17 protein-coding genes are annotated in these 20,058 nt (G+C 71.3%); 7 read left to right on the top strand and 10 right to left on the bottom strand.

Annotated elements, in window-relative coordinates; genetic code table 11:
• Positions 1-150: 150 nt before the first annotated feature.
• Positions 151-1,089 (top strand): MerR family transcriptional regulator, encoded by a 939-nt coding sequence (locus DKM19_RS26040; protein WP_110699017.1) that lies wholly within the window; start codon positions 151-153, stop codon positions 1,087-1,089.
• Between the two features lie 155 nt (positions 1,090-1,244).
• On the opposite strand, the gene DKM19_RS26045 is transcribed toward DKM19_RS26040, so the two are convergent.
• Positions 1,245-1,868: a carboxymuconolactone decarboxylase family protein gene (locus tag DKM19_RS26045; protein ID WP_110699018.1), complete on the bottom strand. Its 624-nt coding sequence runs from the start codon at positions 1,866-1,868 to the stop codon at positions 1,245-1,247.
• Positions 1,869-1,954: 86 nt separating this feature from the next.
• Positions 1,955-2,773 (bottom strand): class I SAM-dependent methyltransferase, encoded by an 819-nt coding sequence (locus DKM19_RS26050; protein ID WP_110705982.1) that lies wholly within the window; start codon positions 2,771-2,773, stop codon positions 1,955-1,957.
• A 72-nt stretch (positions 2,774-2,845) separates the two neighbouring features.
• Here DKM19_RS26050 and DKM19_RS26055 point away from each other — a divergent pair, with 72 nt between their 5' ends.
• Complete coding sequence (locus DKM19_RS26055) at positions 2,846-5,314, top strand: LuxR C-terminal-related transcriptional regulator (RefSeq protein ID WP_110699019.1); 2,469 nt, start codon at positions 2,846-2,848, stop codon at positions 5,312-5,314.
• A gap of 45 nt (positions 5,315-5,359) precedes the next feature.
• On the opposite strand, the gene DKM19_RS26060 is transcribed toward DKM19_RS26055, so the two are convergent.
• Entirely contained in the window at positions 5,360-7,621 is a 2,262-nt protein-coding gene (locus DKM19_RS26060; protein WP_110699020.1) for an ATP-dependent RecD-like DNA helicase, read from the bottom strand.
• Positions 7,622-7,828: 207 nt separating this feature from the next.
• On the opposite strand from DKM19_RS26060, the gene cpt reads away from it, so the two are divergent.
• A complete protein-coding gene (gene cpt, locus DKM19_RS26065) occupies positions 7,829-8,350 on the top strand; it encodes a chloramphenicol phosphotransferase CPT (RefSeq protein ID WP_204358225.1) in 522 nt (173 codons plus the stop codon).
• Positions 8,351-8,388: 38 nt separating this feature from the next.
• Here cpt and DKM19_RS26070 read toward each other — a convergent pair whose 3' ends face one another.
• From DKM19_RS26070 to DKM19_RS26085, 4 genes are all read right to left on the bottom strand, one after another.
• Entirely contained in the window at positions 8,389-9,126 is a 738-nt protein-coding gene (locus DKM19_RS26070; RefSeq protein WP_110699022.1) for a TetR/AcrR family transcriptional regulator, read from the bottom strand.
• A 78-nt stretch (positions 9,127-9,204) separates the two neighbouring features.
• A complete protein-coding gene (locus tag DKM19_RS26075) occupies positions 9,205-10,503 on the bottom strand; it encodes a cytochrome P450 (RefSeq protein WP_162641764.1) in 1,299 nt (432 codons plus the stop codon).
• A gap of 211 nt (positions 10,504-10,714) precedes the next feature.
• A complete protein-coding gene (locus DKM19_RS26080) occupies positions 10,715-11,359 on the bottom strand; it encodes a LysE family translocator (RefSeq protein ID WP_110699023.1) in 645 nt (214 codons plus the stop codon).
• Between the two features lie 307 nt (positions 11,360-11,666).
• Complete coding sequence (locus DKM19_RS26085) at positions 11,667-12,944, bottom strand: hypothetical protein (protein WP_162641765.1); 1,278 nt, start codon at positions 12,942-12,944, stop codon at positions 11,667-11,669.
• A gap of 137 nt (positions 12,945-13,081) precedes the next feature.
• Between DKM19_RS26085 and DKM19_RS26090 the strand changes: the two genes are divergently transcribed.
• Positions 13,082-14,086, top strand: coding sequence for a ketopantoate reductase family protein (locus DKM19_RS26090; protein ID WP_110699025.1), 1,005 nt, complete (start codon positions 13,082-13,084; stop codon positions 14,084-14,086).
• 198 nt (positions 14,087-14,284) lie between these two features.
• Here DKM19_RS26090 and DKM19_RS26095 read toward each other — a convergent pair whose 3' ends face one another.
• The 3 genes from DKM19_RS26095 to DKM19_RS26105 form a co-directional block, all read right to left on the bottom strand.
• Positions 14,285-15,379 carry a winged helix DNA-binding domain-containing protein gene (locus DKM19_RS26095; RefSeq protein ID WP_110699026.1) on the bottom strand — a complete coding sequence of 365 codons (1,095 nt, stop codon included), beginning with the start codon at positions 15,377-15,379 and terminating at the stop codon, positions 14,285-14,287.
• 243 nt (positions 15,380-15,622) lie between these two features.
• Positions 15,623-16,420: a GNAT family N-acetyltransferase gene (locus DKM19_RS26100; RefSeq protein ID WP_110699027.1), complete on the bottom strand. Its 798-nt coding sequence runs from the start codon at positions 16,418-16,420 to the stop codon at positions 15,623-15,625.
• Between the two features lie 107 nt (positions 16,421-16,527).
• Positions 16,528-17,073, bottom strand: coding sequence for an MOSC domain-containing protein (locus tag DKM19_RS26105; protein ID WP_204358226.1), 546 nt, complete (start codon positions 17,071-17,073; stop codon positions 16,528-16,530).
• A gap of 102 nt (positions 17,074-17,175) precedes the next feature.
• On the opposite strand from DKM19_RS26105, the gene DKM19_RS26110 reads away from it, so the two are divergent.
• The 3 genes from DKM19_RS26110 (at position 17,176) to DKM19_RS26120 (ending at position 20,029) form a co-directional block, all read left to right on the top strand.
• Positions 17,176-18,150 (top strand): tyrosine-type recombinase/integrase, encoded by a 975-nt coding sequence (locus tag DKM19_RS26110; protein WP_110699028.1) that lies wholly within the window; start codon positions 17,176-17,178, stop codon positions 18,148-18,150.
• Between the two features lie 268 nt (positions 18,151-18,418).
• Positions 18,419-18,886, top strand: coding sequence for a hypothetical protein (locus DKM19_RS26115; protein WP_089210039.1), 468 nt, complete (start codon positions 18,419-18,421; stop codon positions 18,884-18,886).
• 177 nt (positions 18,887-19,063) lie between these two features.
• Positions 19,064-20,029, top strand: coding sequence for an RNA polymerase sigma factor (locus DKM19_RS26120; RefSeq protein ID WP_204358227.1), 966 nt, complete (start codon positions 19,064-19,066; stop codon positions 20,027-20,029).
• Positions 20,030-20,058: the final 29 nt, after the last annotated feature.

Below are 20,058 nucleotides of genomic sequence, written 5' to 3' on the forward strand. Positions count from 1 at the left end.
CCCGCCGGCAGCCGAACCGCCGGGAGAGCCACGGTCGTTCACGGGAACCCACGGTCGAGGGGTTTCCAGGGCTTGCGGATGAGGAGTGGTTCGCCGTCGGCGGGCGGATGGGATTGCGTCTCCCGTAGAGGGAGACGCAAGGGTGAGGGCATGGACGACGGCACGCTCTATACGATCGGTGACCTGGCCCGGCGGACCGGGCTGACGGTCAAGGCCATCCGGTTCTACTCCGATCGCGGGATCGTGCCGCCGACCGACCGCAACCCGGCCGGCTACCGCCTCTACGACCTCGACGCCGCCGCACGCCTGGATCTCGTACGGACGCTGCGCGACCTGGGACTGGACCTTCCCACGATCCGGAGGGTCGCGGAGCGGGAGATCTCGCTTCCCGAGGTCGCCGCGGCGCACGCCGAAGCGCTGATGGTGCAGATCCGGACGCTGCGCCTGCGGCACGCGGTGCTGACGGCGGTGGCCAGGCGCGGGTCCACCCTCAAGGAGATGGATCTCATGCACAAGCTCGCCAAGCTCTCCGAGGACGAACGCCGACGTCTGATCGGCGATTTCCTCGACACCGCCTTCGGCGGCCTGGACGCCGGCACCGAATTCGCCGGGATCATGCGCTCGATGACCCCCGAACTTCCCGACAGCCCCGAAGCCGAGCAGGTCGAGGCGTGGGTGGAGTTGGCCGAGCTGTCCCAGGACCCGGATTTTCGCGCCGGCATGCGGCGCCTGGTCGAGCAGCATGCGGCCGATCGCGCCCGGGGCGACACCCCGCTCCCGCGCCGCGACGCCGCCGCGATGGTCCGCGACCAGGCCGGTCCGGCCCTGGCAGCCGGCATCGACCCGGCCTCGTCCCAGGCCGATCCGGTCGTCGCGGCGGTCACGGCGCAGTACGCGCACGCCTTCGGCCTCCCCGACGACGTCGATCTTCGGCACCGGCTGCTGACCCGGCTGGAGACCGCGAACGACCCTCGCCGGGAGCTGTATCTTGAGCTGCTCGCAGTGATCAACGGCTGGCCGGCCCCGGAGAGCCTGGCGCCGGTGTTCGACTGGTTCATCCAGGCTCTGCGTGCCCGGATGCCGGACTGACATCGGGCCTTCACCCGGCCTGAAGGCCGGAGCGCCGGCGGTACTGCGTCATGACGTCCTTCATTGGCTAATGCTTATAGCCCTAAAGCTAATGAAAGTACCCAATGGACGTCAAGTCCTCTTCCCGGCGCTCATTCGAGGCGAGATCTCTTCCGCTACGAGGGAAAACCCGTCCCGATCTCCGGTGTCTCGTCGTCGATGGGACGGCCGAAGGTGACGGCGTCGAGAACGGCTTCGGGCGCCGTGGAACGGAGGGCCGCGTCGGGACGCGCGCCGAGCGCGTCGTTGACGGTCGAGAACGCGAGACGCAGCGCGACGAACACCGTGATCGCGAAGATCTGGGCATCGGCGAACCCGGCGTCGCGTAGCTCCTGCACGTCGGCTCCGCCGGTGCGGCCGGGGTCGCGCGCGACCTTTCTGGCCCAGCTCGCCATCGCTCGCTCGCCGGGGGTCAGCCCGTCGTCATCGCCCCGGAGCACTCCGGAGGCCGTCTGCGCGTCGGTCGCCTCGGCCAGCTTGCGCCCCCACGCCAGCGAGCAGTACGAGTCACCGAAGGCCGACGCGCAGGCGGCGATGAGAATGCCACGCCGGCGGACGTCGAGCGCGTGCGCCGACACGGTCTCCCCCAACAGGTCGAAGAGCGCGAGCAAGGTGGCGGGCTGGTAGGCCCACAGCCTGGAGACGTTCATCACGTAGCCGACTTCGGAGACGTCGTCGTCGAACAGGCGCTGGGCCTCGGCGGTGGTCTCCGGAACGCCGAGGAATCCGATTTCGCTCATCGCGACATCATCCGTCGCGGTCGGGCCCGCGCGCGAGACAGCCGGCCACGGCTGTCCGGGGGGATCGACGCCGGGGGGCCGAGCGGTCATCCACGCCGGACGCCAACCGCTTCGAGGTACTCCGCCGGGGCGGCCACCGTACCGTCGTCGGCCCGGTTGTACCGCAGGGCGACCCCGGCGAGGTCCTCCCCGAACCGTTCCAGGTCCTGGCTGGTCAGGTTGCCCGCCAACCTGGTGATGGGCCCGTAGAACCGACGGAACCACTGCGAGAAGTGCGCGGGCGAGTGGTAGCGGAACACGTACTCCCGCCTGGTGAGGCCGATCCACTCCACCCGCTCCCCGAAGAGTTCGGCCAGGTGCTCCGGTGTGCCCCACAACGTCGGCGGGCGCACACCGGCCGGTGGCGGCGCCCAGGCGCCCACCGTCCTGAACAGCTGGCCGATCATGCCGTCCGGCGTCCAGCTGGCCAGCGCGATCCTCCCTCCCGCGGCCGTCACGCGGACCAGCTCGTCGGCGGCCCGCCGGTGATCCGGTGCGAACATCACGCCCACCGTGCTCAACGCCAGATCGAAGGAGCCGTCGGGAAACGGCAACCGTTCGGCGTCGCCCTCGGTGAACGTCACCGCCAGGTGCTCGGCCGCCGCCCGCTCCCGGCCCTGTGCCAGGAGGTTGACGGCATAGTCGACGCCGGTGGCCTCCGCGAACCGCCGGGCCGCCGCGATCGCCGCGTTGCCCTGCCCGCAGGCGACGTCCAGCGTCCGCTGCCCGGCTCGCACGTCCGCCGCCTCCACCAGCCGTTCGGCGATGATCTGAAGCGTGTTGCCGACCCGCGGGTAGTCACCGGTCTCCCAGCCCGCCCGCTGTGCCTTCTTGATCGACTCGAAGTCGATGTCCGTGTTCGTCATGACGACATTCGACATCGGACGCGATCTCCGCACATCCGTGCTCAGTACGGAAATGCAGCGGATACTCACTCCATGGGTTCCGATATCTCCCCCGATCCGCTGCGGGCGGCCGGAGTGACGTCAAGAGAGCTCGAGGTCTTCTGGCTCGTGGGAGACCGTCTGCACAACCGGGAGATCGCCGACAGCCTGCGGGTGTCGGAGAGGACCGTGGAGAGCCATGTGTCCTCCCTGCTGCGCAAGCTCGGCGGGTCGAACCGCCTGGCGCTGGTCGACGCCGCGGCTCGGCTCCGGGTCCGCCGGGAGCCCGGCAGCGTGCTGCCCAGGCCGCTGTCGTCGTTCGTGGGGCGGACCGGGGAGACCGAGGACCTCCTGCGGCTGGTCGACGCCCACCGGCTGCTGACCTTGACCGGTCCCGCCGGTACGGGTAAGACCCGGCTGGCGCTGCACCTGGCCCACTCGGCGACCACGCTGCCGCCCGCCATCCTGGTCGATCTCGCGTCCGTGCCCCCCGCCGACGCCGTGGACCGAGCCTTCGCGGACGCCCTCGGCGTCTCCGGGGACGAACGCCGGCTGCGCGACCTGGTACGCGGGGCGCTCGCCGAGGGCCGGAACTGGCTCATCGTGGACAACTGCGAACACGTGACCGACACCGCGGCGGCGCTGCTCGCCGACCTGCTGACCACCACGGACCACCTCCACGTGCTGGCCACCAGCCACGGGCCGCTCGGGGTGGCGGGAGAGGTCGTTTACGAGATCTCGCCGCTGCCGCTTCCCGAGGAGCTCGACGATCCGTCGGCCGTGCTGGACGCGGCCTCCGTACGGCTGTTCGCCGACCGTGCGGCCGCGGTCTCGCCCGGCTTCGAGGTCACCCCTGACAACGCCCGGCACGTCGCGATGATCTGCCGCCGGCTGGACGGCCTGCCGCTGGCCATCGAACTCGCGGCCGCGCGGGTCCGGTTCTTCTCACCGGCCGAACTGCTGTCACGTCTCCACAACCGGTTCGCGCTCCTGCGCGACGGGGCGCACGGCCCCCCGAACCGGCATCGCACCCTGGAGGAGGCCCTGAGGTGGAGTTATGAGTTGCTGGGAGACGACGAACGGCTACTGTTCGAACGTTGCTCGGTGTTCCCCGGCGAGTTCGGCTACGACACCGCGGCGCAGATCCTCGCCTATCCGCCGCTGGACTCCGCCGATCTCGTCCGGCTCTTCCCGCGCCTGCTGGACCGATCTCTGATCTCCCGTCGCCGCCGGGACGAGACCACCGAATATCGCCTGCTCGACAGTGTCCGCCAGTTCGCGCACCGGCAGTCGGTGTCGCGCGGCGACGCCGGCACGGTACGCGAGCAGCACGCCCTTCACCATCTGCACCACGCCGTGACCGCCCTCACCGACCTGCGAGGGAGTGACCAGGCCGCCGCGCTGCGCTGGTTCAACCGGCACTGGGCGGATCTGCGGACCGGGATGCGCTGGGCCCTCGAACAGCGGGAGACCGCGCCCGCCTGGGAGTTCCTCACGGGCATCGGTACGGGATGGGAGATCCTCGGTGCGCGCGGCGAGCTGTTCGGGTGGATCGACAGGCTGCTCCTCCGGCCCCTGCCGGAGGGCGCCCTGGGCATCCGGGCCGCGGTCACCTGCTCCATCGTGCTGTGCTACCAGGACACCGAACGGGCGCGGGCGTTCGCCGAGCAGGCGCGCGAACGCGCCGAGCGCGGCACCGAGCAGGATCAGGCCCTCGCCCTTCTCGCCCTCGGCTGGGCGATGATGTACGGCGAGGATCGCGCGTCCGCGATCACGTATCTGGAACGGGCGACGTCGCGGTTCGAGCGACTGCGCGACGACTGGCACCGCGCCCTGGCGATGTCCGGTCTCGGGCAGGCCACCCTGGACGACGCGACCGCCCTGGCACGGCTGGCCCACGCCGCCGAGCTGTTCGGCCGGCTCGGCGACCATGTCAAACGCGCCAACGGTCTCAACCAGATGGCCCTCCGGGCGATCGAGGGCCGGATCCGCCTCGACGACGCGGCGGCCTGGCTGACCGAGGCCGGGCGGCTGGCCCGGATCAGCGGCAACGACCACGAGCGGCTGCACGCCGAGGTCTTCCGGGCCTGCCTCCACCAGCAACGGGGAGACCACGCGACCGCCGAATCGGGCTTCGGCGGTCTTCTCACCGAGTTCCGCCGCATCGGCGACCGCCGCTGCACGGCCCGCTGCCTGCTCGGTCTCGGTCGCGCCGCGGCTTTCGAGAACGACCATGAGCGGGCGCGGCGCCACCTCGCCGAGGGCGTCGAGGTCGCCACCGCCGTCGGGGACCTCCGCGTCATGGTGACCGGCCTGTTCCTGCTCGCCGAGTCCGACCACGCGACCGGCCACTTCGGTCGTGCCACCACCCTGCTCGGCGCCGCCGAACGCCTCGATCCCGGACACCTCGCCCCCGACCACGCCCTGCGGACGGCGTTGCGCGACCGGCTCGGCTCTGCGGGCTTCGCCTCCGCCCTCGCCGCCGGCCACCGGACGCCGCTCACCGGCCTGCTCTCCCCGTGACCCGGACGGAGCCGCATACGGGGCCGGCAAGGGGTTGAGGAGGAGTCAACCGCGGTCACTCGCGACCGGCTCCGACCTCCGGTCGGCGACCTCACCCGCCGTGACAGGCTCCGACCCCGGGCCGGCTTTACGCGCCGTGGCCGGCGCGTCTCCCAGGCTGAGGGCGAGCCGCAGGGCCAGGCCGGTGTTCCTGCGGTAGCCGAGCTGGTGCACGGCCTGCTCCAGCGCCTCGCGCTGGCCGACGAGGACCACCCACGACTTCGCCCTGGTGACCAGCGTGTACAGCAGCCTGCGGCGCAGCATCACTCCCCCGGCCTCGGCCACGATCGGCGCCACCACGAACGGGTATTCGCTGCCCTGGGAGCGGTGCACGCTGATCGCGTAGGCGTGGGTCAGCTCGTCCAGCTCGCCGAAGGTGTATTCCACGCTCACCCCGTCATCGGTGCGGATCTCCATCAGCCGCTCCTGCGGGCTCAGCGCCGTGACCGTAGCGGTCTGTCCGTTGAACACGCCCTTGTCGTAGTTGTTGCGGATCGGCATGACGCGGTCGCCCACCCTGAAGACCGAGGGGCCCGACCAGTGCTCGGCCGCGCCCTCGCGTGCGGGGTTCAGCCGCTCCTGCAGCCTGCGGCCGAGCTCCGCCGTGCCCGTCGCGCCCTTGCGCATCGGGCTCAGCACCTGGACCTGGTCCCTGCCGATGTTCTGCTTGCGGGGAATCGCCTCCGTCGCCAGGTGCACCACCCGCTCGGCCACCTGGTCCGGATCGTCGAGCTCCTCGAACCAGAAACCGCCCCTGCCGGGCAGCGCGGGCAGCTCGCCCGTCCGGATCCGGTGGGCGGCCTGGACGATCCCGCTGTCCTGCGCCTGCCGGAAGATGTGGGTCAGCCGGATGCGCGGAACCTCCTCCACCCGCAGCAGGTCGGCCAGCACGCTGCCGGGCCCGATGCTGGGGAGCTGATCGCTGTCACCGACCAGCAGCAGGTGGCTGCCCGCCGGGATCGCGGCCGTCAGCCGGGTGGCCAGCTGCAGGTCCAGCATCGACGCCTCGTCCACCACGATCAGGTCCGCCTGCGCGGGAGACTGCTGGAACAGCGTGCCCTCCTCCCGCTCGGGCTGCTGGGCGAGCATCCGGTGCACGGTCATCGCGGGCAGGCCGGTGAGCTCCGACAGGCGCTTGGCCGCCTTGCCCGTCGGCGCGGTCAGGGTCACCGTGCCGCCCATCGCCCGCACGGTCGCCGCGATCACCTTCACCGTGTGGCTCTTGCCGCAGCCGGGGCCGCCGGTCAGGACGCACACCGTGCTGGTCAGCGCCAGGTTCACGGCCACCCGCTGGTCCTCGTGCAGCCCCTCGTCCTCGGCGAACGCGCGCATCGGCAGCGTCGAGCGGGCCCGCCAGAGCCTGTCCAGGTGCGCCGTCAGCGTGACCTCGCGGCCGTGCTGCTCCTTGGAGTACGCCACCTGGCCAGGCCCCGCCGACGACGCCTCGACGACGATCCTGCGCTCGGCGACCAGCCCGTCGACCGCCGAACGGATCAGCTCCTCCTCCTGCTCCACCAGGCTCGCCGTCGCGACGAGGAGGGCGGGCAGCGGCAGGAAGCAGTGCCCGTCACGGGCGGCCGCCGTCTCCAGCCTGTCCACGATCGCCGCCTTGATCCGCTGCGGGCTGTTCTCCGGCACCCCCGATCGCAGCGCGATCCGGTCGGCGGTGTGGAAGGCGATCCCCCTGACCTGACCGATCAGCCGGTACGGGTCGCCGGTGAGGACCTCGCGCGAGTCGTTGCCGTACACCTGGTAGATCTTGGCCCCGAGCAGCGGGCTGATCCCGAAGCCCTGCAGGACGACCATCAGCGCGGCGATCTCCTTCTGCTCCGCCCACGCCTGGACGATCTGCTCCTGCCGCACGGCGCCGATGTTGATGACTTCCCGCAGGCGTTCGGGCTCGGCGTCGATGACCGTGAGCGTCCGCTCGCCGAAGTGACTGACGATGGCGTAGGCGAGCCGCGGCCCGATCCCGCGGATCAGGCCCGAGCCGAGGTAGAGCGTGATGGCGCGCACGGTGGAGGGGACCACCCGCTCGCACCGCTCGACCACCAGGCGGCTGCCGTGGCGCGGGTGCTCGTCCCACTCCCCGGCCAGCCGCAGCGTCTCGCCGGGCTGCACCCCGGCCAGCGCGCGGCCCGAGGCGACAAAGGCGGCCAGGCCGTCGGCGCTCATCCGCGCGACCGTGTATTCGTCCTCGCGGACATACACCAGTTGCTCGACGGAGGCTTCCACCTCCGTCGGGTACGGCTTCGCGGGCGCGGTCACCGTACGCTCTCCGGGATCATGTGCAGCACCTCATCGCAGGACACTAGCGGGCGGCTGCGACAGTTCGGGACACGCCCACGGCGTTGACCTGCCCGGTACGGTCCTCCATGGCCGTCCGGGCACGGCTGGGTTCCGTGCGGAGGTCTCCCCGAAAATCATTGCGACCCGGATGGTGCCTGCCTCTACAGTGGCGCGGTGGCGACTGAGGTGATTGTTCTCAACGGTGGTTCCAGCGCGGGAAAGTCGGGCATCGCGCGCTGCCTGCAGACGATTCTGCCCGACCCGTGGCTGACCTTCGGGGTCGACACGTTTGTGGAGGCGCTGCCCGCCCCCATGCGGGACTCGGATGCGGGGATCGCGTTCGGCCCGGACGGGCAGGTGACGGTCGGGCCCGCGTTCCGGACCCTGGACGAGGCCTGGATCCGGGGCATCGCCGCGATGGTCCACGCGGGTGCCCGCGTCATCGTGGACGAGGTGTTCCTCGGTGGTGCGGCCTCGCAGGACCGATGGCGGACCGCCCTCGACGGACTCCGGGTGCTGTGGGTCGGGGTGCGATGCGACAGCGCCGTCGCCGCGGGACGAGAGGCCGCCCGGGGCGACCGCGTCATCGGAATGGCGCGGTCGCAGGCCCAGATCGTCCACCATGGCGTGACCTACGACCTCGAGGTGGACACGACGCACACCGAGGCCATGGAGTGCGCCCGCGTGATCGCCGAGCACCTCGGGTAATCCGCAGGAGAGGAGGCGGAATCGCGGCGAGTTCGCCCTCAGAGAGCGTTGGCGGGATCACCCGCGTCCGCCGATCCGGGCCGGTCCAGCCCGGCGGCCAGCTCGGCGATCGCCTCGTCGATCTCGTCACGCAGGATCGCCATGGGCGGTGTGTCGTCCGGGCCGTCGGCACGATCAAGCCACCGTCCCATGACAACGCGCAGCGCCGTCAGCGCCGTTGCCGCGCACAGTGCCGGGTAGATCCCGCTCGGGATGGGTCGGCCTTGGTCCCGGGACGCGGTGCCGGGCTGGAGGCGTTCGGCGATGGCGCCGGCGAGCGCCTTCTCCTGGGCTGCCAGTACGGCCAGCTGGTGGGGCACGAGCGACGGCGTCCTCCGGATGAGCTGCAGCGCCCTGATGTAATCACGGCTGGCGGCGTCACCCTGGTCGACGATGGCGAGCACCGCCTCGCGAAGCGCCCGCAACACCGATTCGGCGCCGGGCCGGGCCCGAAACTCGGCGAGGAGCGCTTCGGCGCCGGCCGCGGCCGCCGCCACCACCGCCTCCTCCTTGCTGGAGAAGTAGTTGAAGAACGTCCGCACCGCGATGTCGGCCTCGTCCGTGATCTGCTCGATGGTGACGTTCTCCACGCCGTTGCGCAGCGCCAGGCGCAGCGCCGCTTCCCGCACGGCGGCCCGGGTGGCCAGCTTCTTACGCTCGCGGCGCCCGGCCAAGGCCGCCGTGCCGGTGGCGGGAACGGCGCGGGCCGCCGTGACCGGCGGGTCAGGGCGAACCATGGTGATCCCCTTCTGTTCGCGTGGCGTCTCGGCGGCCCTCAGCCGGTCGAGGCCGGCGTCCAGCCTAAAGGGGATCGGTCATGCCCACGTCACGGGCAGGGAATGCACCCCGAAGATGAGCATCTCGTTGCGCAGCGGCACCTGCTCGGCGGGCACGGCCAGGCGCAGCTTGGGCAGCCGGGTCAGCAGTTCGCCCAGGCCGACCTTCATCTCCGCCCGGGCGAGCTGCTGGCCCAGGCACTGGTGCACGCCGTGCCCGAAAGCCAGGTGCGGGGTGCGGGTCCGGTGCACGTCCAGCCGGTCGGGCTCGCTCCAGTGGCGGGGGTCGCGGTTGACCTCGGGCGTCGCGATGATCACGGTGGAACCTGCGGCGATCTTCACGCCGGCCACCGTGACATCCTCGGTGGCCACCCGGCTGACCCCCATCTGAATGATGGACAGATACCGCAGCAGCTCCTCGACCGCGGTGTCCAGGAGGGCGGGGTCGGCGCGCAGCGCGGCGAGTTGGTCGGGGTGCTCCAGCAGCGCGAAGGTACCCAGGCCCAGCATGTTGGCGGTGGTCTCGTGGCCGGCGCCGAGCAGGACGAGGGCCATGTCGATCAGCTGGGCGTCGGTCAGCGGCGGGTCGGCGTCATGGACGAGCCCCGACAGCATGTCGTCGGCCGGCTTGGCTCGCTTGGCCGCCACCAGTTCCTGGATGAAGGCGTACAGCTCGAGGCCGGCGCGGGCCCGCTCCTGGTCGTCGGCGTTGGAGTTCAGCGCGATGGCGGTGCGCTCCTGGAACTCGGCCCGGTCGGCGTAGTCGACGCCGAGCATCTCGCAGATCACCAGCGAGGGAATCGGCAGCGCGTAGGCGGGCACGAGGTCGGCCTCGGTGCCTGCGGCCTGCATGGCCTCGATGTGCTCCACGGCGATCTCGCGGATGCGCGACTCCAGCGCCCGCATCCGCCGTACGGTGAACTGGCCGGTCAGCAGCCGCCGCAGCCGCGTATGCTCCGGCGGGTCCATGAAGACGAACATCCCGTCGGTGCGGCTCTCCACGGCCTGCGCGGCGACGGCCGCTTCCGCCGCGGCCATCTGCCCGGCCTCGTCCGACTGCGGCTGGGTGGCGCCGGGGTGACGCACCCGGTCAGAGCTGAAGCGGGGATCGCTCAGGACGGCGCGGGTCTCGTCCAGGCCGGTGACCAGCCAGCTGGGAGCACCGTTGAGCAGCTTCAGCGGCTGCACCGGTCCCTGACCACGCCGCTGCTGCAGGCCGGGCGGCGGGTCGAACGGGCATCCGCTCCGCTCGACCATGTCCGCGGACAGCAGACGGCGCATCGCGGTGGGGGATTTTGTTGTCGGCCTGGCCTCGGTCTGATCGCCGGGAGTCGTCATCACCACATCCTTTTCTCGGGCGGACGCGGCTCGGCCGCCCGTCGCTGGCTGGGTCTGCCCGCCAGGCTACACCCAAACATGCAGACAATGCATAGATGCATAACGAGCACGTTTGTGGGCAGGCGCACACGCGCGGACAACCATGTCCGCTCACAGCCGGGTGACGCGAAAGGGGGAACGGCCGCTCAGCGGCGATCGGGCGTGAGCGTTTTCACGCGGCCACGGCGCTCGATCGGTCGGTGGCGATGCGGAGGGCGAGCCCGGTCAGTACGGCGCCCATCAGGTAGCGCTGGACCCGCATCCACATCGGCCGGCGGCCCATGAAGGCCGCGACCGACCCGGCGGTCAGCACGATCGTGGCGTTGACCGACAGGGCGATGACGATCTGGATGAGACCGAGGACGAGGCTCTGCGCGGCGACGTCACCGCGCGCCGGATCGACGAACTGGGGAAGCAGCGACACGTACAGGATGGCGATCTTGGGGTTGAGAAGGTTGGTGAGGAGTCCCATGGAGAACAGCCTCCGCGGCGGATCCACGGGGAGCGCGGTGGGGGCGAAGACCGGCTCGCCGCCGGGCCGCACCGCCTTCCACGCCAGCCACAGCAGGTATCCCGCGCCCGCGAGCTTGACCGCGGTGTAGACGGCGGGCACCACGGCGAAGATCGTCGCGATGCCGGCGGCCGCCGCCACCAGGTAGACCAGGAACCCCACGGCGACACCCGACAGCGAGATCAGCCCGGCCCGGCGCCCCTGCGTCACCGACCGGGACACCAGGTAGATCATGTTGGGCCCGGGGGTGAGGACCATTCCCAGAGCGACCGCCGCGATGCCGGCGAAAGCGTTGACAGAGACCATTGCCGAATCATCCGGCCTCTCCCTCCGCCGGGAAAATAGCCAATTCCCGGAAATGGCCTTGCAGGAGCATCGGCCCCGAGCAGGCCCCCGGCGGCAGCCAGGAGAATCCGGATCCGCTCCGTCTGCGGTGAGACACGGTTCGGGGCATGAACGAACCGGCCGCCCACGCGGCGCCGGCCGGGGTGCGTCTTCGCGACGCGCGGCAGCAGCTGTTCGACGCTGCCGAACGCGTGCTTCCGCGGGACGCGTAGAACCCCGATCCGCGGGGACGGGTGTGCCCGGCCGATGGCCGGGCACACCCTGCGGGTCAGCCGGCGCCCGGCGTGACCGTGACCAGATGGAGGGCCTTGGCCGGCCCGGCCGTGGCGTACCCGGTCCACATCGCGAGGTAGAGGTACCTGCCGGCGGTCTCGAGCGTGTCGGTCAAGGCGTACGAGCCGTCGGCGTTCACGCTCACGGGCGGGAGCTTGACCGTCTCGGAGTCGTCGTCCCTCGCGATGCGCTGCAGGGTGATCGTGGCGCCCGGTGCGGGCGGCCGGCCGGCCGTCGTCAGCACGCCGGTCAGTTCCATCGGCTCGCCGACGGTGCCGGACGCCGGCCCGTCCAGGGTGAGGGCGGAGACGTTCCTGACCGTCACGGTGGCGGAGGCGCTGCTCCAGCGGGATCTGCTGTCGCCGTCCCAGAGCACGGTGTAGGTCACGTCTCCGACGCCCGGCGGCGTGTCCGTGAAGGTGAACCCGCTGTCCTTGCCTGTCGTGACGCCGTCGAGCGGCTCGCTCGTGCCGTCGGGCAGGCGGCGGGTCACGGTGAGCGGCTGGATGATGGCCGGCTTGCCGTTGGCCCGCGTGATCCGTCCTTCGACGGTGACCGGCGAACCGATCCACGCGTGCGCCGGGGTCGTCACCTTCAGCGTGGAGGCCGGCAGTGTGACGCCCTGCAGCCGCCACAGCAGCAGCCGGCCCGCCGGGTTCCGCAGCAGTGCGAAGGCGTCGGAGCCGGAGAAGGCGACGCCGTCCTGGAGCAGTTCGGCGTCCGGCTGGTCGGCCGAGAACATCGCCGCCCCGGTCGCGGCGTCGTAGAGCGTGAGGTCGGTGCTGCCCCACTGGCGTCCCGCGGCGACGTAGGCGCCGCCGGAGCCGATAGCCACGGCCGACGGATATCCGTCCCAGCCGTCGCCGTAGGTGCCGATCCTCGTCAGGGTCGTGGTGTCGTACCTGGTGAAGTGACCGGGGGCGTCGGCCGCCGCGACCAGGGTGGAGCCGTCGGAGGTCAGGGCGAGGTCGTTCAGGTAGTCGATGCGCCATGTCCGGCCGTCGATCGTGCCGCGCAGCTCCGGGGTGCCGTCGCCGACGTCGTAGACCAGCAGGTCGGCATGGTGCGTGCCGGTCTCGCCGACCACGAGCGTGTCGCCGGCGGCCGCGAGCACAGGAGCGCCCAGGTGCTCGCCCCCGACCGCCATCGGCGTCGGCGCCGGTGTGGCCGCGCTCAGATCCAGGCCGACGACGCCGCCGGGGCCGTTGTCGCACCCGTGCCCCACCCACAGCCGCTCGCCCAGCAATGCCAGGGTCGAATGCGAAAAGGCCAAGCGGTCAGAGCCGGCCGAAGCGAGGGCGCGGCCCCGAAACTCACCGTCCGCGCTGAGGCATGGTCTCGAGTGACCGGAAGCCGGGTTCGCCCTGCCGGCGGTTTGGACCTCGCCGATCTCCATGCAAAGGTCAGATAATGCGATACATCATCATCGGGGCAGGGGCGGTCGGCGGGACGATCGGCGGGCAGCTGTTCGCCGCGGGCCACGAGGTCGTCCTCGTGGCCCGCGGCCCGCACTACGAGGCGCTGCGCAAGGGCGGGCTTCAGCTCGCGACACCCCACGACCTGCTCACCCTGCCGATTCCCGCGGTCGATCGACCCGAAGCGCTCGAGCTCCAGCCCGGCGACGTCCTCATCCTCGCGGTGAAGACGCAGCACAGCGTCGCGCTGCTGGACGCCTGGGCCGGGCGGCCGGTGGCCGGCGGAGGCACCGCGGGCGAACTCCTGCCCGTGGTCTGCGCGCAGAACGCGGTGGAGAACGAACGGCTGGCCCTGCGCCGGTTCCGCCATGTGTACGGCATGTGCGTCTGGCTTCCCGCGACGCACCTCGAACCGGGGAGGGTCGCGGCCTCCGGCTCACCGCTGAGCGGCATCCTGCACATCGGCCGCTACCCGTCGGGCACCGGGGAGACCGCGGAGAAGATCTCCGCGGACCTGGAGAAGTCGGCCTTCCTGGCGCCGGTCCTCCCTGACGTCATGCGCTGGAAGTACGCCAAGCTGCTGTCCAACCTCGGCAACGCCCTGGAGGCCGTCTGCGGGCCGATCACCGGCGACGAGGCACTCGACCTGCACCGGCGGGCGATGGCCGAGGGCAGGGCCGTACTCGCGGCGGCGGGGATCGACCATGCGAGCGCGGCGGAGCAGGCGGAGGTGCGAGGCGACCGGGTGCGGCTGAAGCCGGTCGAGGGTGAGAGACGCGGCGGCGGCTCATCGTGGCAGAGCCTGGCCCGGGGCTCCGGATCCATCGAGTCCGACTACCTCAACGGCGAGATCACCCTTCTGGGACGCAGGCACGGGATCGCCACACCGGTCAACGAGGTTCTGCAACGGCTGGCGAACCGGTTCGCCCGCGAGCAGAGAGAGCCGGGAAGCATGACCGTCTCGGATCTGACCGCGCTCATCGACGCCCGAGGCGCCTGACGAGCCATCGGGCGGGATCGGTCCCGGGTCCGCCTCAGCCGGGAGGCCGGGTGCTCTGCCCCGTGCGGCGAGGCGGCGGAGACGGCGTCCCGAGCTCCCCACGGGCCGGGGGACACGGACGTCACGGCGGTGCGCCCGGTCAGAACGGATGCCCCGACGGCGGTGCGCCCAGCCGGAGCGGGCACCTCGACGACGAGCTCAGCCGAGGCGGATGTCACGGACCTTCGCCGAGGGGGCGACGAAGTCGAGCATGCGCATGCCCTCCAGCTCCAGCGCCTCCCGTTCCTGCGCGCTTACCGGCTGGAAGAGATCCACCTCCAGGACGGCCTCGCCCCGCTTCTGCGTCACCTTCCACATGCCCCGGACGAACCCGTCGACCAGCACCGTCGCCTTGATGATGCCGTTGATCGTGAAGACCCGCGCGCGGTACTCATCCGCCATGATCCGGGTCCGGGTGCGGTCGGCGAACGACAGCAGCGTGTTGTCGAACTCCGACAGGTAGCGCACCGGAGCCGGGGTGTCCGGGTCGGGCCGGGAGGCCTCGGGCAGATCCAGCAGCTCCGCGCCGTCCTCGGTCGCGAAGACCCGCAGACCCATGTCCCGGGCCACCTCCCCCAGCCGGGTCATGCCCGACCACTGCTGGATGTCCATCACCGTCGCGGGACCGTAGGCGGCCAGGTAACGGCGGATCGCCTCGGCCAGGGAGGGCCTCTCGTCCTGGGGGCGGCCCAGCCACGCCTCCGCGGTGGTGTGGGCGGGCTGCCCGCCCACACCCCAGATGCCCCTCGGCGGAACCTGCACCAGGGCCAGCAGGGTGCGCACCCCTCTGACCAGGTCGGCCGCGGCGTGCTCCGGCCACCGTTCTTGCAGCGGTCCCCCGAGCTCACGGAAGGTCAGGGGCTGTTCCTCCACCAGGGCCCGCCCCGCGGCGGCGAGCTCCTCCAGGTCCACTCCGGCCGTTCCCCTGCCGTACGCGCCCCCCAGCGCCCGCGTCATCATCGGCTGCAGCAGCGGGCGCAGGGCCATGCAGTCCTCCGCGGTGACCAGATGGATGGTGGAGCGCATCAGGCTCAGCCGCACCACCCGGCGCTCGTGCAGCAGCCGGGCGAGATCGTCGTGGGCGAACCCCTCAAGACGGGTCCAGAGCCCGATGTAGGGAGGATTCGGCGCCTGGGCCTGCATGCCGTAGAGGTGCCGGACGGCATCCAGCGCGGGCAGGTCCGTCCTGGTCAGCAGCAGCTGCCGGTCCAGGGTGGCTCGGTTGAGCGCGCGCCTGCTGAGCACCTCGGGCATGCGTGTCCTCTCACCGGGCTTCCGTTCCGAATCCCCACGACAATATCAGAACGGAATGTTTCGTTCCATTCAATTCTCCCGGCATTCCATCGCGACGGGCTCCACCCGGGCACCTCGCCCACTCCTACGGCGCACGCCCCTCGAACACCCCGTCAGCGACGGTCTCCGCCCGGACGCGGCCGCTCCCCTGCCGATGACGCGCCGGTCTGAGCACCCGCCCGGTCCGACCGGACATCCAGCCCGTCAGAGGGTCGGAGGCACCCACACGTAGGGCGTCGTCGTCGCGATCGCCTCCAGGCCCAGCCTGGCCAGGATCGGCCGGCTGCTGTCGGAGGCGTCCACCCGCACCAGCCGGAACCCCCGGGCCACCGCGAGATCCGCCCGATACGCCACCATCGCCCGATAGATCCCTTGCCCCCGCCACTCCTTCAGCGTCGAGCCACCCCACAGCGAGACGAAGTCCGTACCCTCGTGGAACCGCACCCACGCCGCGCACACCACGCGGTCCCCCGCCTCGGCGAGCACCACCACGCACGGGTCGCCGGGGCCGGCGATGTCGCGCTCCAGCATGTCGGGCAGCCAGCCGTGGTCGGTGTCCCAGACCGTCTCCTCCATCTCACGGATCCGCTCCAGATCGGCCCGCCCGCTCACCTCCCGCAGCCGCACCCCGTCGGCCGGCAAGACGGCCCCGGAGAGCTCGCCGACCTCGCCCACCATGATGGTCTCCCGCTCCTGGGCCTCGAACCCGGCCGCGGTCAGCCGATCGGGCAGGTCGGCGGGCAGGTCGTAGCCGTGATACTTCCACTCCACCTCACGGCCGACCCGGGTGAAGAAGTCACGCTGGCGCGCGATGAACGCGTCCAGTTCGGCGCCGTCCAGTCCGCCCAGATCCCGATACGTCAGGGAACCCTGTCCGTGCCCGTTGGACACGGTCCGCAGCATCGGCCCGATCTTCTCGGTCGTACGGCCAGGCATCGGCCGGGCCCGGAGCTGCTCGTCATAGATGTGGAGGTAGGCCGAAGCCCGCGATGAGATGTCCATTACGAACACCCAACCACACACACCGTCACCTCCGACATGGGGTTGCCAGGCGACCTGGCCGGCAAAACCGGCGGGATCCCCACCTGTCCCTCGCCGCTCAGGGCTTTCTAGACGCGGTCCAGCCGCCGGTGCGGAGGCGGCGGCAGCTCCACCTCGATCGTGTCTCCGGGCCTCACCTCGCCGCCGGCCACCACCACGCCCATCACCCCGGCCCTGCGGACCAGCTCACCGGCCTCGTCCCGGCCCACCACCTGCTTCAGCAGGCCCGTCTGGAACGCCTCGATCTGTACGCAGGGGTTGCGCAGCCCCGTCACCTCGACCACCGCCTCCTCCCCCAGCCGCAGCAGCGCGCCCACCGGCAGGCCGAGCAGGTCGACGTCACGGGTGGTGACGTTCTCCCCCAGCTCGCCCGCCGCCACGGAGAAACCCGCGACCCGCAGCTCGTCGTGGAGCTCGGCCTGGATCAGGTGGACCTGGCGCAGATTGGGCTGGGTGGGATCCTGCGCCACGCGCGAGCGGTGCTTCACCGTCACCCCGAGATGCGCGTCCCCCTCCACCCCCAGTCCGGCCAGCAACCGGATGCCCGGCAGGCAGACCTTGCTGAAGGTGTGTGTGGCGCTGCTGCTCACCGCTGTCACTCGTCCGCTCGTCATAAGACGATCCTGCCCTGCCCCCGCCGAGGCTGAAAACGAGTTTTCGAACAGGCCGGGCGCCTTTACGTTGTAGATTTCCAGGATCTCGGTAGGGTCGGCACGGTGAGCGCGCCCGCCGTACCCGAGTCGCCCCGACCCGCCGTCGAACCCGCACGAGATCCCTACCGGGTGTATCTCGACTCCCTCACCAGCGCCGAGTCCCGCCGCGCCATGCGCGGCTGCCTGGACCGGCTGGCCGCCCTCGTCTCCGGCGACGCGGTCTCCTCCGGAGCCGGTCAGCCCTGGCACCTGCTGCGTTACGAGCACACGGTGCGCATCCGCGCCCTCATGACCGAGCGCGGCTGGTCCCCCTCCTACGTCAACAAACATCTGGTCGCGCTGCGCAGGGTGCTGCGCGAGGCCTGGCGGCTCGGCCAGATGACCGCCGAGGAGTACCAGCGCGCCGCCGACCTCCCGACGATCGAACACACCCGCCTGCCCACGGGACAGCATGTCCCGCCCGAGGTCGTGGGCGCCGCGCTGGCCGCGTGTGACCGCGACGACTCCCCCGCCGGGGTCCGCGACGCCGCCCTGCTGGCGGTCCTCTACTCCACCGGCTGCCGCCGCGCCGAGATCGCCGGGATGGCCCTCGGTGACTACGACCCCGGATCGCGGTCGCTACGGGTGCGCGGCAAGCGCGACAAGGAGCGGATGGTTTATCTCACCACCGAGGCCGTCGGCAGGATGGAGCGCTGGCTGGCCGTACGGGGCCGCCCGGCCGGGGCCCTGTTCTGCCCCATCGGCAAGTTCGGGGGTCTCCGGATCCGGGACGGCGAGCCGGCGGCCATGACGGGACAGGCGATCGCCGACATCCTGGGCAGGAGACTGTCCGAGGCCGGGGCCGCCCCGCGTACCCCGCACGACTTCCGGCGCACCTTCATCGGCGAGCTGCTCGACGCGGGCGTGGACCTGGCCACGGCTCAGGCCCTCGTCGGTCACTCCTCCCCCGCCACCACGGCCCGCTACGACCGGCGTCCCGAACGGCGCCGCCGCGAGGCCGTCGACAGGATCACCCTGCCCGCCCCCAAGCCGTTGTGATCCCCGCACACCCGGCCGGTGTGGCCCCGGGGCGCGCCCGTCGTGATCCCCGCACTCGGATCACGGTGGTCTCGCCCACCCCGGCCCCGTCCGCCCCGGGCTGCTGTCGCCCCACCCGCCCCAGACCCCGCCGTGACCGCCCGAGGCCGGGGCCCGCGGTGATCTTTGCGCCACGGCCGCACCCCGACCGCCTCAAGTATTCATCGCACCTTCCACAACTGTCGGTCGCGCCCTTTACTATGAGCCACCTCAAGGAGGGACGTCCGCCATGTTGGATGCGCTGATGGTTTCGCTGCTGGTCACGACCGATCTGCCACCGGACACAGACCTGGCCGAGTTCGGACAGTTGGTGGCCGATGCGGTGCAGACGCTCCAGCATGGTGAGGTGACATATCCGGGTTTCCTGCGGGGCGCGGCGTTCTGGTTGGACCGGCCCGCGCCACCGTCCGACGACGGGCTCCCCCTCCCGGTGACCGAGGAGCTGCGGTTCGCGGCGCTGCTCGGCTACCTGTCGGCCTCCAGTCCGTCGGGATCGGCGAAGGAGACGGCCGCCGACGCCGGCCGGGCGATCACCGCGGCCGTCGCCGCCCGGTACGGTGACCTGGGAAGCCCTCCCGCCGTGATGGCGATCCGGAGCGAGGACGTGCGCGAGCGCACCCCCGCGTCGGCCGTTCTCGTCAGGACGACGGACGCCGTCCCCGAGCTGGCCACCGCGGCCACCCGCGTCTACGTCTAGTGCCCGGCCGGAGGATGAGCCCGGTCACCGTCATCGGAAACGACGTCAAACGGAGGGGAATGTCGACCTTAGGTCGCCATGCTGTGTCGCCCTTGCTGCTGATTTGTGGCCACAGCACACCGTCACAGGACGTAGCTTGATCTGCACAGGTGTTTACGCTGCGGCCCACGGGAAGGTGTGAGCTCTGTGAAGACCTCCGCGGAGGAAGACGACCTGACCCCGGCCGCGAGCGCGAGCACAGACCCGGTCAAGGACTACCTCAAACAGATCGGCAGGGTCCCGCTGCTCAACGCCGAGCAGGAGGTCGAGCTCGCCAAGCGCATCGAGGCCGGCCTGTTCGCGGCCGAGCAGCTCGGCGCCGACGGCGAGCGGCTGCTCGCCGACGTGCGGGCCGAGCTGGAGTGGATCGCCGAGGACGGTCTCCGGGCCAAGAACCACCTGCTGGAGGCCAATCTCCGCCTCGTGGTCTCGCTCGCCCGGCGCTACACCGGCCGCGGCATGCCGTTCCTGGACCTGATCCAGGAGGGCAACCTGGGTCTGATCCGCGCGGTCGAGAAGTTCGACTACGCCAAGGGTTTCAAGTTCTCCACCTACGCCACCTGGTGGATCAAGCAGGCCGTCACCCGCGCCATGGCCGACCAGGCGCGGACCATCCGCATCCCGGTCCACATGGTCGAGATGATCAACAAGCTGGCCCGCATCCAGCGGCAGATGGTCGCCGATCTCGGGCGCGAGCCCACCCACGACGAGCTGGCGACCGAGATGGAGATGACCCCCGAGAAGGTCGTCGAGGTCCAGAAGTACGGTCGCGAGCCGATCTCCCTGCACTCCCCGCTCGGCACCGAGGGCGACAACGAGTTCGGCGACCTCATCGAGGACTCCGAGGCGATCACTCCCGAGGACGCCGTGGCGTTCGCCCTGCTCCAGGAGCAGCTGCACATGGTCCTGGAGGCTCTGTCGGAGCGCGAGGCGGGGGTGGTGGCCATGCGGTTCGGGCTTCGCGACGGGCGGCCCAAGACCCTCGACGAGATCGGCAAGGTCTACGGGGTGACGCGTGAGCGCATCCGGCAGATCGAGTCCAAGACGATGACCAAGCTGCGCCACCCGTCGCGGTCCCGGGCGCTGCGCGACTATCTGACCTGACGGCTCCCCGCCTCCTCGCCGGGAAGCCG

Origin of the sequence: Streptosporangium sp. 'caverna', from assembly GCF_003203775.1 — a bacterium.
GTDB classification, from domain to species: domain Bacteria; phylum Actinomycetota; class Actinomycetes; order Streptosporangiales; family Streptosporangiaceae; genus Streptosporangium; species Streptosporangium subroseum.

What these genes read in the sequence shown, in the direction of transcription:
- DKM19_RS26040 (WP_110699017.1), top strand. Translation starts at nt 151, where the DNA reads ATGGACGACGGCACGCTCTATACGATCGGTGACCTGGCCCGGCGGACC.
- DKM19_RS26045 (WP_110699018.1), bottom strand. Translation starts at nt 1,868, where the DNA reads ATGAGCGAAATCGGATTCCTCGGCGTTCCGGAGACCACCGCCGAGGCC.
- DKM19_RS26050 (WP_110705982.1), bottom strand. Translation starts at nt 2,773, where the DNA reads ATGACGAACACGGACATCGACTTCGAGTCGATCAAGAAGGCACAGCGG.
- DKM19_RS26055 (WP_110699019.1), top strand. Translation starts at nt 2,846, where the DNA reads ATGGGTTCCGATATCTCCCCCGATCCGCTGCGGGCGGCCGGAGTGACG.
- DKM19_RS26070 (WP_110699022.1), bottom strand. Translation starts at nt 9,126, where the DNA reads ATGGTTCGCCCTGACCCGCCGGTCACGGCGGCCCGCGCCGTTCCCGCC.
- DKM19_RS26075 (WP_162641764.1), bottom strand. Translation starts at nt 10,503, where the DNA reads ATGACGACTCCCGGCGATCAGACCGAGGCCAGGCCGACAACAAAATCC.
- DKM19_RS26080 (WP_110699023.1), bottom strand. Translation starts at nt 11,359, where the DNA reads ATGGTCTCTGTCAACGCTTTCGCCGGCATCGCGGCGGTCGCTCTGGGA.
- DKM19_RS26090 (WP_110699025.1), top strand. Translation starts at nt 13,082, where the DNA reads ATGCGATACATCATCATCGGGGCAGGGGCGGTCGGCGGGACGATCGGC.
- DKM19_RS26095 (WP_110699026.1), bottom strand. Translation starts at nt 15,379, where the DNA reads ATGCCCGAGGTGCTCAGCAGGCGCGCGCTCAACCGAGCCACCCTGGAC.
- DKM19_RS26100 (WP_110699027.1), bottom strand. Translation starts at nt 16,420, where the DNA reads ATGGACATCTCATCGCGGGCTTCGGCCTACCTCCACATCTATGACGAG.
- DKM19_RS26105 (WP_204358226.1), bottom strand. Translation starts at nt 17,073, where the DNA reads ATGACGAGCGGACGAGTGACAGCGGTGAGCAGCAGCGCCACACACACC.
- DKM19_RS26115 (WP_089210039.1), top strand. Translation starts at nt 18,419, where the DNA reads ATGTTGGATGCGCTGATGGTTTCGCTGCTGGTCACGACCGATCTGCCA.